This window comes from Methanothermococcus thermolithotrophicus DSM 2095, assembly GCF_000376965.1.
Lineage (GTDB): Archaea > AGJL01 > Methanococci > Methanococcales > Methanococcaceae > Methanothermococcus > Methanothermococcus thermolithotrophicus.
Genome location: NZ_AQXV01000054.1, coordinates 101,116 through 114,244 on the forward strand (window position 1 = coordinate 101,116; position 13,129 = coordinate 114,244).

Here is a 13,129-nt window from a genome sequence, read left to right on the forward strand (position 1 = left end):
TCAATTTATTTTGAAGTTTTTGGGCATATTACCATTAGAAGATTAAGATATAACTAATTAATGTTTCTAAATTTAATATTTAATCTAAGTTCTTCAAAAAATGTTTAATGTGATTTAATTGTAGCTCTTGTATATTTAATGTTACTTTAAAATCTCCAAATAGACTTCTGCCATTTTTATTAAATCTTTAATTTTTATATGCTCATTTGGCTGGTGGGCAGTTTCCTCTCCAATGCCCCAAACTACTGTATCGTATCCTTTCTCTCTCAAGAATGCTGCAACTGTGCCTCCACCCATTCCACAGAGTTGCGGCTCTTTATTTAGGGCATTTCTTATGGCATCTTTCAATTCTAAAACCAATGTGGAGTTTTCTTTTGTTCTTTGGGATTTTTCTTTTTTTAGTATCTCGTAAGTAATTTCGATTTCATCTTCCTCTTTGGTATCATAGACAACAAAATAGTTTTTAATATTTCTCTTAAAGTTATCGATATATTTTTCAACAAACTTTAAAACCTCATCTACATCGTAATCAGGTAAAATTCTACAATCAAAACAAACTTCAACATATCCTGGGATTGTATTTACATTTTCAACGTTATTTACAACTACCGTAGGCTCAAAAGTAGAACATGCTGGAGAAAAGATTTCGTCCTTTTTGTCGTATCTTTGGTATAATTGCCTATACAATTCATTTCCAAAGTTGAACATAATTATATTTGCATTAATACCGTCGTTTGGAGTACTACCGTGGCACTGTTTACCTTTTATTTTAAACTTAATCCAGAGTATGTTTTTTTCAGCTATTTCTATATAGTTTCCATCAGGGGTGCCAAAATCTGGAACGATTATTAAATCATCCTTCTTAAATATTTCATTTTCATAATTATCTACTAAATATTTTAATCCGTATTCGCTCCCATCCTCTTCATCAGATACAAATATTAAATTTAAATTGTATTTTGGAAACTCATGTTTTTCAGGGGCATTACCTTCAAAAATCATCTTTAACAATAAGAACGACGAAACAATGGCTTTATGGTTGTCTTCACTCCCCCTCCCATATATCATTCCATCCTTTACAACTGGCTCGTAAGGATTTGATTCCCATAAACTTAAATCTCCTTCTGGAACTGTATCGAGATGAGATATTATATGCAAGGTCTTTTCCCTACCAAAATCAAACTTTGCAACAATATTTGGCCTCTCTATATTGTTTTTATCAACCGTGTTGTACTCCTTTATAACGCAGTTTTTTATATTGTATTTTTTTATGTATTCGTTTAATTTTCCCAATACATACTCTGCTTTTTCTTTTTCCCCATTTCCACCAAATGTAGGATTCACTGAATTTATTTTAATTAAATCAGATGATATTTTTATAGATTCATCTATGAGCTCAGTCCTGATCATTAATTCACCCCGTTGTATGTATGTTTATTATGCTGTCAGTTTGTTAAATTAGATTGAAAAATTAAAGATATAGAAAAGTATGTGTATATACAATACAAAAAACTACCGCCATAAAACTTAAAGTTAAAAACTAATTGGCATTTAAAATAAATAAAATAAAAAAATAAGCAAAGGTCGAACGTGTATAATATTATTTTAGAGGTTTATACCAAACATTCATGTCCTCTAACTTTCCACAAATGTTTGTATTGTTTACAAGAGTTCCAGTATGTTCATATCCAAGTTTTGCAAAGGTGATGTTCATGCCAAAAGATAACGCCCTTGCAATCGTATATGCTACCCTAATTCCATTTTTTCTCATTTCATCTTCCATTGCAAAGAGTAAGTTTTGGGCCAATCCATAACCTTGATACTCAGGCAATACTGCAAAATCTGTCATTTCGACACATCTATTTTCTTTATCTATCTCAGATGATGATGCCGCCACAATCTTACCCGAATGTTTAATTATAAAATAAATTACATGGGAATCCATAGTTTCAAGAATGTACTTTGGATCGTAAATTGGGAATGGATAGGTTTCAAATACTTCTTTGTATAGATTTGCCAATTCCTCTGCATCATCTTTACAGGCAATATTTAATGAGAAACTATCATCCAATTTAGGGGATTTAATGGATTCAACAGGTTTCTTACTCTTTGCAACGTCTATTACTTCTCTAACTTTTTCAGGATATTTACTGGTTTTTCTATCGTCGCTAAAGTATTTTGACATAAATAGAACGTCATCATCTAAAAAATATTCTTTTATGAATGCTTCTCCCCTATAACCGGCATTTTCAAATTCTTCCTTTAGACGACTTGGTACTTTAGCAAATATCTTAGTATATTTATTTTTGATACAAATATCATCCAACTTTGGTAATAATTCATCTACTTTATTTTGGTTCAACTTCATTAGGTAAATTCTGCTGTTCAATTCCCCTAATTGGACAACTGAACCACAAATTTTTACAATCTTATCCATCGTTCTCCCTTTTTTCAATTCTTCTGGTTCCTTGTGGGATTAGAGATATGGTTTTATCTGAATTAGATAACAATTTCTCTATTCCAACTAAATCGTGTTCTTCCCCTTCAGTATCCAAACATCTCGTACAGTTTACACAATCGTTATTACAATCGCTGCCACCATGTTCCGGTTCTTTATAGGTCGTGATAACTCCCTCATAGTTTCTTAAAATAACTCTATCAGTTCCCCATGAAATTACATAGTTAGGCATGACTGGTATTTTTCCTCCCCCTCCTGGGGCATCCACCACATATCTTGGGACTGCAAATCCACTTGTATGTCCAATTAAACTTTCAATAATTTCAATACCTCTTCTTACGGATGTACGGAAGTGTGATAACCCCTCTGACAAATCACACTGGAAGAGATAGTAAGGCCTTACCCTATTTGCAGCCAGTTTTTGATTGAGTTTTTTAATAACATATGGGCAGTCATTGACACCTCGTAACAGTACAGTTTGATTTCCTAAAGGAATTCCTGCATCTGCCAAGCTTCTCAATGCATTTTTTGAAGATTTTGTTATTTCTTTTGGATGGTTGAAGTGTGTATTTATCCACAGGGGATGGTGTTTTTTCAACATATTTACCAATTCATCGGTAATACGATAAGGCAGGACAACAGGAACTCTTGTACCGATTCTAACAACTTCGATATGTGGTATGTCCCAGAGCTCAGTTAAAATCCAGTCTAGATAATCGTCAGATAGTAGTAAAGGATCTCCCCCTGATAAAAGAACATCCCTTATTTGTGGGTTGTCTCGGATATAGTCCAGCCCTTTTTGTATCTGTTCTTTTGACGGAATACTATCTACGTCTCCAACTTTCCTTTTACGTGTACAGTGACGACAGTATACGGCACAGGCATGGCTAACATAGAGTAAAACCCTATCTGGATAACGGTGAGTTAATCCTGGAACTGGAGAATCGCTGTCTTCAGCCAATGGGTCAGCCATTTCAAAATTTTCTGTTATTAATTCTTCCACTCCAACAAAAGCCTGCTTAAAAATAGGATCGTCTCTAAAGTTTTTTACGTCTATCAAAGATGCATAATATGGAGTAATGGATAGTGGAAATACATCTGCCGCCTTCTGCAATTCTGCCTTTTCATCTTCAGGGAATTTTATTCCCAACACTTCTTCAAAAGTCTCTATATCTCTTATTGAATTTTTTAACTGCCATTTCCAGTCGTACCATTCTTCTAAGCTTACGTTTTCTGATATTCTTTCTGCAAAATCTTTATGCTTTTTATCAAATATTTTTTCCATCATATGCCTCCTTATTTATCAATTGCGGGGCTATTATATCCACATGTTCCTATGGAAAGTATGTGGCAAATATAAATCAAATAAAACCTTACATCAAAATCATTGGATAAATCCCCTGCTTAAAATAGTGACTTTTAGTTCACTATTTATGACCTTGAGCAATAGCAAGATAACCACTATCAAGATGGGATTGATGCGGTTGTCGTGCTAAAGTGTGCCAATAAATCCGGCACCTAAAAAAAGACCAATAACACAGTATAAGCCAAAAACATGTTAAAAAGCCCCATAATGAATAATTTTGTAGCACACTATAAAAACTTAACGGTGTCATAATTACAAAAAAACACGTTAAATTTCGTCCATTAGTCTGGATAGTTCTTTTTTGATTTTATTGATATAGTGGGTTCTTCCAGTAAACATGTTATATTTTAAATCAATCTGCACTATATGCAATATCGTTTTATTGTCTATGTAAAAGGTTTCTTTAATCTCTTCATTATATTTTGGATACAATAGGATTCCTTTTTTACAATCATACTTCTTCAGATAGGCAAACATCTGGTAAATGTCAGACTGGGAGATATTACTATACGGTTTAGTTTGGTCTAATTTTTTGTATTTTGTGTCAATTATTAAATAAGGTTCATTTTCCTTTAGCACTGCAATATCTGGAATTAATCTAAAAGCACCCCTATTATTTTTATCTACGGAAAAATTAAAGGAATCTTCGGTACCTTGAGAGTCTTCGATTTTCGCAGCTCTTAATAAATAATGTTTAGTATGTTGCAAATGAACATTCAAGTTTTCATTTCCAAAAATCTCATCCTTATGGTTCTTTACAATATTTCCAATAAATTCTTCAAACAAGGTATTCATATCAAAAATTAAAGAAAAGGTATGAAAATCTTTTGAATTTAAATTAATCGATGAATTTAAAATAAAGAGCTCCGCCATCTCGACATAGTATTTAAATCTCTCGCTCATTCTGTTGAAGTGGATTTTTTTAAAGTCATTTAGTGTTATGATTTTATATTCAACGTCCTCAAAAATAAAACTCAAATTATCCAATAATTTTTTATTCTTTGAACTTTTTGTTATGTTTTTCAATAGTTCAATAGTATATTTTAGAATTTGATTTATTAGGTTGTTTTCTGAAAATTCTTTGTAAGTACAGTGGAGTTTATGTTTGTTTATTATATTGTGTTTTATCTGTTTAGTTGTGTTTAGTTTTCCCTTTAAAAAGTTTAAATTTTCTTCCTTTTTGTTATAGTCTTTATAAAATCCTTTTTCGATCTCCTTTAACAGATTTTTTGCAAAAAGGTAAATGTAAATTTCAAATAAATCATTATTTTTTGTTAGGTTTGCAATATCTTCTCTTATTTTTAGTTTTTTTGTGTAGGAAAGCATGTATAAAAGGTTAGTTAGGGCCTCTTTTTCTTTGTTTTCTTCATTGTTGTATATCTTAGGTAATATTTGAATGGTTTTGTTTTTGATTTTCAGAGCTCCTACAAACTGTTTTGCATTTACTGAGCTATAACCGATTTCAAAAATTTTTAGTTTATCGTTTAGTTTTATAAGTTTTTTAACTTCATTTTTTGATAGTTCTTCTTTTTCCAGTTCTTTAAAGGTTTTCTTTTGATGTTCAAAAAAGGTAATGGTTTTATTCCTCCCCATTATTTTCCCCTATTGATTTTGGATTAATTACTGAATTTAATGTATTTATAAATTCAGCCCCCGTAAGTTCCTTAATTTCGTATAATTTTAAATCATCGTCGATTAAATCGGAATTTATATTTATTTTAGGTTTTTCCCCATTAACAAAATCCTTTAAAATCTCCTTTAAACATTCCCAATCGTTGTAGAAGTATTCCATTAACAATGGTATTATTTCATTGTACCAAACAAATTTTAAATCGTCTATATCTTCAATATTTAAAAAGTATGAATGCCCTATTCTGTGGTCTCTGTCTTTTAAAAGAGTTATTTTAGTGTTTATCGTTTTTAGAAGTTCTGATAAATTAATTCCTTTGATATTTTTATCTTTTAATAGCTCATAATTTGGTTCTATTTCTAAAAATCCGAATCTCCTTCTCAAAGCAACATCCAATAACGCTATACTTTTATCTGCTGTATTCATAGTTCCGATTATGTATAAATTCGATGGGACTGCAAACGGCTCTTTTGAATATGGGAGCTCAGTTATTATTTCGTTATCTTCTCCTAATCGTTTATCCTTTTCTAAAAGTGTGATTAATTCCCCAAAAATGTTTGAAATATTTCCTCTGTTTATTTCGTCGATTATTAAGTAGTATTTTGGTGCATTTTGAAAATCTTCTTTTTTAAATATGTTTTTTGATTTTTTATATTCTTTGAGTTCTTGCATAACTTTTTCTTTAACTTTTTTGTAAGTTTTTTCATGCGTATTGTCAATATTAATAACAACATGTTTTTTATCAACAATATTGTTTATTTTAATAACAACATGTTGGTTATTTTCTTTATTCTCCTTCGATTCTTTTAGTTTATCATAAATTTGTTTTAGCTCTTTGTAAATTGAATAATAATAGCTTTTTAGTTCATCATAAATTGAATAATAATATCCCATTTTTACATTATCTTTTCCCAAAATCCCTATTATATCTTGAATATCATCTGTAATTATATCTTGAATATTGTTTACATTTCCTCCATCATTCCAAAGCCTTTCTAAATTAGAATATAAAAAAACATGGGAACTTTTTCCGATTATGGGCATTGTGGTAATTTTGCCATCCTCATCTTTGACTATTTTACCCACCCCATATCCTAGCTTAAAAGATAATATTATGCAAATTTTGTTATCATTATAGTTCGTTATTTCAAATCTTCCACCCGTTATTGTTTCTAATTTGCTACCCACCGGATATTTTTCTTTAAACTTTTCAATTAATTCATTAAACTCGATATCGACATTATTTTCATCGCATTCTTTACTTTTCAAAACATCCCAAATTGCTAAAATGCACATTTTCTTAAGTATTCCATCTTCAATTTCATAAACAATATTTCCATTTTCATCATTTTTGGGCCTTAATCCTTCAATAAATTCCTCGTAGGCGAAAGATTGGTGAAATGTTATAAATTTACAATTTTCTTTTCTAACATATTCTTTAAATTTATTGGTAAAATGAGTTTTCCCAACCCCCGGAACTCCATATAAAATCATTTGCTTTTTTCTTTCTAAAATTTCGCCAGTTTTCTTTAATATATTGTTCATAATCCCCCCATTTAATTCATACCCATACCTAAATTTCAACAATAAAAACATATTTCCACAACTTTTGTAATATTCTCCTTAATTGGGTTAAATTTCCCCATTTAAATACTTCTTTCTTTTTTCTTCGGGAAATTTCTCAATTGCATACCTTAACATTGTTCTGGGCATGTTTTTATAGTGCATTTTTAAAAAATCCTCTAAAACGTTTATATCTCTTTTACCAACTTCCCTTAACATCCAGCCAACTGCCTTATGGATTAAATCCTCTTTATCGTTCAGTAAAATTTTGCTAATCTCTATGGTGTCCTTAAACTCATTCTTTTTTATAAAGTAAAATGTAGATAGGATAGCAACCCTTCTTTCCCACAAAATCTTTGAATTTGCAAGTTTGTACAATATGGATTTATCCTTATCAAACAGATGAGCTCCGACAATGTGCGGTGCAGTGGTATCCACAAGGTCCCAATTATTGACATACTTCAAATTGTTAATGTAAATATTATAAACCGTTTCTCTATCTTTTTTAAACTTGTGAATTAAAATAAAAAGTGCTGTGAGCCGTTCTTCGTGAAATTCGGATTTTAACAACTCTAAAATATTGTCATAGTCAATGTTTTTATATTTTTTTGCAATTTTTCTTAGGTTTGGTACTCTTACTCCTAAAAACTTATCCTTTTCCCCATATTCTCCTTTTCCAGTTTTAAAAAATCTTTTGTACTGCTCTGCATTTTTTTCATCTGCCAACTCTAAAATTTCTTTTTTTAAATCTGTAAGATTCATACCAACACCGGAAAATAAAATTAAATTAAAAAATAAAAATTATAACTTAACCCCAACAATTTTACTGAGTCCGTTTTCCATGCAAACCCCATAAAGTGTATCGGCTTTACTTATCATCTGTTCTCTGTGGGAGATTACAATAAATTGAGAGTCTTTAGATGCATTTTTTATCATCTCTCCAATCAACGAAGCATTTTTTGTATCAAGTGCAGCATCAACCTCATCCAGAACATAGAATGGTGCAGGATTTAACCTTTGAATTGCGAATAAAAACGCCAATGCAGTTAGGGATTTTTCTCCCCCACTCATAACATCCAAACTCTGCAACTGTTTATTCATTGGAGAGGCATCTATCAATAATCCTCCTTCAAATGGATTGTCAGGATTTTCCAAACTTAATTTTCCAGTTCCTCCAATTTCTCGGTATATTTCCTCATAATTTTTTGCAACCTTGTTGAATACGTCCATGAATACCTCTTTCTTTCTCATTTCGACTTCTTCAATTAATTGGAGGTACTTTTTCTCATCCTTTTCGTACTCATTTCTCTTCTCAAAGAGTTCGTTGTATCTATCTACGATAAACTCATAATCCTCAATGGCCCTCATATTCACAGGTTCAAGTTTTTTAATCTCGTTTTCAAGGTCAATTAGGTATCTCTCAAGGTCGTTTGTATCCATGCTACTTAATTTATTTATTGTGTCGTCTTCAATATCTTCAATATTTTCACATAGATAGAGTTTTCTCTCCTCTTCTTCTAACTTTGTTTCATACTTTGCCCTATCAATGGATAAATTGTTTATTTCTTTGTCAATATTGCTTATTTTTTCAGTTAGTTCTTTTTTTCTATTATTTAGTTCCTCTATTTTCTTTTCATAGTTTTCCTTTTTTTCTGTTAATTCCTTTAAATCTTTTGTAAGTTCTTCGTATTTTGTTCGTTTGTTTCTGAGTATTTCGGTATTTTTTTCTATGTTGGATTTGTAAAACCCGATATTTTTTTCAAGCATATTCTTTTTTTCATTTAGTTCTTTTATTTTCTCGTTTAACTCACTTATTTTAGGTATCAGGACCTCTTTAATAAGAACAACATCCCTTTTAATTTCATTTTCAAGTTTATCCCTTTTGTTCTTAAGTGACTCGAGCTCATCCTCAATTTTTCTGATTCTTACTATGTATTCAGAACTTTCAAATGATTTTATTTCACCAAGTATTCTTTCCCTCTGAGACATCGATGTACCAATTTTTTTATCGAGCTCTTCGATTTTGGATTCAAGTTCTACTTTTAAATCATCCAGATACTCCAATTCTTCTTCAAGTTTTTTGTTCTCCAGCTCCAGTTCTTTTATTTTTATGCTATTCTTTTTGAGTACTTCTTCCCTTCTAAGTTCGTTTTTCCTTGTTAGGTTTAATTTATTTTCTAATTCCATCTTTTTTGATGAATAATTTGATATTTTTCTGTTAAGCTCGTCTATGCTTTTTTTAACATTACTTAATTCGTTTTCAGTGGTTTTCAATTCTTCAGCGATTTTTTCCAGCTTAGATGTATCTATTTCAACTTTTATGTTTGAAGTTCTTCTTACACTTCCACCAATCATAGCTCCAGATTGTTCGATTACGTCACCGTCAAGTGTTACAAATCTCGCTTTATATGTTTTAGATAGTCTTTTTGCAGTATCCAAATCTTTAACTATTATCGTGTTTCCAAAAACGTACTTAAAAATGTCCTTAAATTCTTCTTTAAACTCTACTAAATCAATAGCCCTACCTATAACACCTTCTTCACCTATGTGTATACATTCAGGACCTCTTATTCTATCCATAGGTAAAAACGTGGCTCTTCCTAATTTGTTTCTCTTCAAATACTCGATTGCCCTTGCACCATCGTCCATTCTTTTAACAACGATATAGTTTAACCTGCCACCACCTGCAATCTCAATTGCAGTTTTGTATTCGGTTTTGGTTTTTCCAAGGTTACCTACAATATCAACTACTCCCGGAAGTCTTGCATCCAATACACTCTTAACGGTTCTGTTGATGTTGAAGTTTTCCATTTCCTTCAATGCCTTTATTCTGGCATTTTCTTTTGCATATTCTGAATAATAACTATCCAGTTTATTTTGATAGGTTTTTTTATCTTCTTCCAATTTTTTCAACTGTTTTTTTGAGAACTCCAGTTCTACGGCAATATCTTCAAGTTTTTTGTATAGATCCTTGGTATCTTCAGTATTGGATTCTATTGATTCAAGTTCTTCCTTTAACCTGTCAATAATTTCACAGTTTTTGTTTAAATCAAATGACTTTTTGTTTATTTCATTTTCAGTAGAGTTTAATTTACTTCTTAATTCGTAGAGCTCCTTTTGATATTCATTTATATTTTCAGATACCTTCTGCTCCTGCTGTTTTAAAATTCTTATCTGTGTTTCACTTTCATCTACCTTTGACTTTAACTTTCCTCTTTCAACCTCTAAATTTTCCATTTCTTCTTTTATTTTGTGTATTTCCCCTTCTTTTTCCATGGTTTCTTTTCTTATAGTTTCTATCTTAGTTCGTGTTTCTGTTAGTTCGGTGTTTTTGGATTCTATTTGGATTTTCGTGGTTTTTAAATCATCCAGCATATTATTTAGGTGCTTTTTATCGTTTTCAACATTTAATTCAAGTTCTTTAATTGACCTGTGTAGTTCTATGACTTCCTCGTTCCCCTTTTCGTTTAATTCATTTATCAAATCCTCTAATTTGTTTTTTAAATTTAGGATTTCACTATCTATGTTGTATACATTATTTTGAAAATTATCTTTTAATTCATTTAAGGCATTGATTTGTTCTTGTATATCTTCTAAAACAACATTTAATAACTCTATTTTTTTTGATGTTAGTATGTATTTTGTAGCCTTTAGCTCTTTGTTCAATACCATGTATTTTTCTGCATCTTCCTTGTCCTTTTTAAGTTTTTCAAGGTTGCTTCTAACTTCGTTTATCCTAATGTCTATTTTTTCTATGAATTCTCTGGCTTTTTCGAGTTCTTTTCTTGATTTTTCCTTTTTTTCGTCGAACTCTGCTACCCCACTTATTTCGTCAATTACCTTTCTTCTCTCAACAGGTGACATCTCTATAAGCCTTATTAAATCTCCCTGAAGAATTATGTTTGGACCATCTGCACTTAATGAAATTTTGCTAATCATTTCAAGCATTTGAGATTTTTTTATTCTTTTCCGTTTTTCAACTAGCTTTTTTACCGTGCCTTTTTCTCCATTATTGTTGTTTTTTTCTTTAACTTCTTTTTCCTCATACCATATTACATAGTAGTTGTTATCTCCGTTTATTTTTACTTTTCTTGAAATCCCCACCTTGTCGGAATCTATAGGGAGTTTTCGATCTTTATTGTCAAAAAATAAGGTCACCTCTGCAAACTCTTCCCTTTTTCCGTTGTGGTATGTAATTAGTTCGTTGAACTTTCCAGCTCTTAGAGATTTTGCAGATGTTTTGCCCAACACAAAACAAATACCATCTATTGTATTTGATTTACCTGACCCATTGGGACCTAAAATAGCAGTAAAGCCTGAAGGGATTTTTAATTTTGTATTCTTAAATGATTTAAAGTTCCTTAAGTGTATATGAGTCAGAGCAGTCATTTTTCTCACCAACATGATTAAAATAATAAACTCAATAAAACCGAAATTATATCCTAACATGATAAATAGTTATTATTTTTGATATTTATTGTATATTATTATAAGTTGCGTTTACACCTGCATTTACGCATGCACATTTATATGGCTCATTAAACAACAAAATATTATAAATGTTAAATAGAGTCCTATTTTCGTTACCTAATAGTAAATAATATATACGATGAACTTAAATTCTTTAGAATTATGCTATATTTTTTTAATTATAATATTATCACATGATTAAATAGGACTCTATTATAGAATGGATAATAGAAGGGATATTATGAGAAATGATATTGTACACTCAGGGGCTAACGAACTAACTTACGAAATCAGGGAGATTGTAGAAGTTGCAAAAAAAACTGAATCCTATGGTATAGATATAATTTGGGAAAATATTGGGGATCCAATAGCTAAAGGCGAAAAAGTCCCCGACTGGATAAAGGAAATAATATCTGAAACTATCATGGATGATTTTTCATATATATACAGTCCAACTAAGGGACTTTTAGAAACACGAGAGTTTTTAGCAGAATTAAACAACAGAAAAAAAGGAGCTCAGATATCTGCCGAAGATATAATATTCTTCAACGGTTTAGGTGATGCAATTACAAAAATTTACGGTCTTTTGAAAAAGGAATCAAGGGTAATTGGTCCCTCACCTGCCTATCCAACACATTCTTCTTCAGAGGGATTGTATGCGAGCTGTCCACCTCTAATGTACAAATTGGATGAGAATAACAATTGGTATCCTGATTTAGAGGATCTTAGAAATAAAGTTAAATATAACCCATCAATTGCAGGGATTTTGATTATAAACCCTGGAAATCCAACTGGTACAGTTTATCCAAAGAAAATACTTGATGAGATTGTAGATATAGCAAACGAATACGATTTGTTTATCCTGTGCGATGAGATATACAGCAGCTTGGTTTATAATGGGAAAAAACACGTTTACCTATCTGAAGTTATAGACGATGTTTGCGGAATTTCATTAAAAGGGATATCCAAGGAGTTCCCATGGCCAGGTTCAAGATGTGGCTGGATCGAAGTTTATAACTCAGAAAAAGATCCTATATTTGAAAAATATGTCGAAGGAATTTACAAATTTAAAATGGTTGAGGTTTGTTCTACGACACTTCCTCAAAAGGTTATTCCAAAGGTTATGGGTGATCCAAGATTTGAAAAGTATCTTGATGAAAGAAGAAAATACTATGAAAAAGGTTCAAACATAGCATACAATAGACTAAAATCTATTGATGGATTAACCGTGAATAAAACCTGTGGTGCCTTTTACATGAGTGTTGTATTCAACAACGAATATTTGAATGAAAAAAATAAATTAAATATCAAAAATAAGGAATTGAATAGATTTATCGAAGGTATTACCAAAGATGTTAACCACGACATGAAATTTGTTTATTATTTACTGGCTTCATCTGGAATATGTCTTGTACCACTATCTTCGTTCTGTTCAGAGTTGAATGGATTTAGAAGTACACTTCTTGAAAAGGACGAGGATAAATTAAAGTGGATTTACGATACAATTGCTGAAAAGATTGAAGAATATTTGCAATGCTAAATCCTATTTATTCTATTTTTGTTGTAACTTTTTTATAATTTATTTATAGAATTTTGAATATATTATATGTATTGTATATGACGTACACTAAAGTCTATTTTA

Annotated in this window: 8 protein-coding genes; 1 reads left to right on the forward strand and 7 read right to left on the reverse strand. The window is 30.8% G+C overall.

The genetic code is table 11. From position 1 onward, the window contains the following. Positions 1-141: 141 nt before the first annotated feature. The 7 genes from F555_RS0107585 to smc form a co-directional block, all read right to left on the reverse strand. Positions 142-1,410: a M20 family metallo-hydrolase gene (locus F555_RS0107585; RefSeq protein ID WP_018154622.1), complete on the reverse strand. Its 1,269-nt coding sequence runs from the start codon at positions 1,408-1,410 to the stop codon at positions 142-144. Between the two features lie 190 nt (positions 1,411-1,600). Further along, entirely contained in the window at positions 1,601-2,437 is an 837-nt protein-coding gene (gene ablB / locus F555_RS0107590; protein WP_018154623.1) for a putative beta-lysine N-acetyltransferase, read from the reverse strand. Next, positions 2,430-3,743, reverse strand: a complete 1,314-nt coding sequence (gene kamA, locus F555_RS0107595; RefSeq protein WP_026183008.1) for a lysine 2,3-aminomutase — start codon at positions 3,741-3,743, stop codon at positions 2,430-2,432. The genes ablB and kamA overlap by 8 nt, the downstream gene beginning before the upstream one ends. Positions 3,744-4,091: 348 nt before the next feature. Continuing rightward, complete coding sequence (locus F555_RS0107600) at positions 4,092-5,417, reverse strand: McrC family protein (protein ID WP_018154625.1); 1,326 nt, start codon at positions 5,415-5,417, stop codon at positions 4,092-4,094. Beyond that, the gene (locus F555_RS0107605; RefSeq protein ID WP_018154626.1) at positions 5,404-6,999 is read right to left on the reverse strand and encodes an McrB family protein; all 1,596 of its coding nucleotides are present in this window, start codon (positions 6,997-6,999) and stop codon (positions 5,404-5,406) included. Before F555_RS0107605 ends, F555_RS0107600 begins: the two co-directional genes overlap by 14 nt. A gap of 87 nt (positions 7,000-7,086) precedes the next feature. Continuing rightward, positions 7,087-7,779: a DNA alkylation repair protein gene (locus F555_RS0107610; protein WP_018154627.1), complete on the reverse strand. Its 693-nt coding sequence runs from the start codon at positions 7,777-7,779 to the stop codon at positions 7,087-7,089. Between the two features lie 39 nt (positions 7,780-7,818). Then, positions 7,819-11,406, reverse strand: coding sequence for a chromosome segregation protein SMC (gene smc / locus F555_RS0107615; protein ID WP_018154628.1), 3,588 nt, complete (start codon positions 11,404-11,406; stop codon positions 7,819-7,821). A 322-nt stretch (positions 11,407-11,728) separates the two neighbouring features. Here smc and F555_RS0107620 point away from each other — a divergent pair, with 322 nt between their 5' ends. Continuing rightward, positions 11,729-13,027, forward strand: coding sequence for a pyridoxal phosphate-dependent aminotransferase (locus F555_RS0107620; RefSeq protein WP_018154629.1), 1,299 nt, complete (start codon positions 11,729-11,731; stop codon positions 13,025-13,027). Positions 13,028-13,129: the final 102 nt, after the last annotated feature.

Excerpts from the sequence above, each read along its gene's own strand:
- F555_RS0107585 (WP_018154622.1), bottom strand. The coding sequence starts at position 1,410 with ATGATCAGGACTGAGCTCATAGATGAATCTATAAAAATATCATCTGAT.
- ablB (WP_018154623.1), bottom strand. The coding sequence starts at position 2,437 with ATGGATAAGATTGTAAAAATTTGTGGTTCAGTTGTCCAATTAGGGGAA.
- kamA (WP_026183008.1), bottom strand. The coding sequence starts at position 3,743 with ATGGAAAAAATATTTGATAAAAAGCATAAAGATTTTGCAGAAAGAATA.
- F555_RS0107600 (WP_018154625.1), bottom strand. The coding sequence starts at position 5,417 with ATGGGGAGGAATAAAACCATTACCTTTTTTGAACATCAAAAGAAAACC.
- F555_RS0107605 (WP_018154626.1), bottom strand. The coding sequence starts at position 6,999 with ATGAACAATATATTAAAGAAAACTGGCGAAATTTTAGAAAGAAAAAAG.
- F555_RS0107610 (WP_018154627.1), bottom strand. The coding sequence starts at position 7,779 with ATGAATCTTACAGATTTAAAAAAAGAAATTTTAGAGTTGGCAGATGAA.
- smc (WP_018154628.1), bottom strand. The coding sequence starts at position 11,406 with ATGACTGCTCTGACTCATATACACTTAAGGAACTTTAAATCATTTAAG.
- F555_RS0107620 (WP_018154629.1), top strand. The coding sequence starts at position 11,729 with ATGAGAAATGATATTGTACACTCAGGGGCTAACGAACTAACTTACGAA.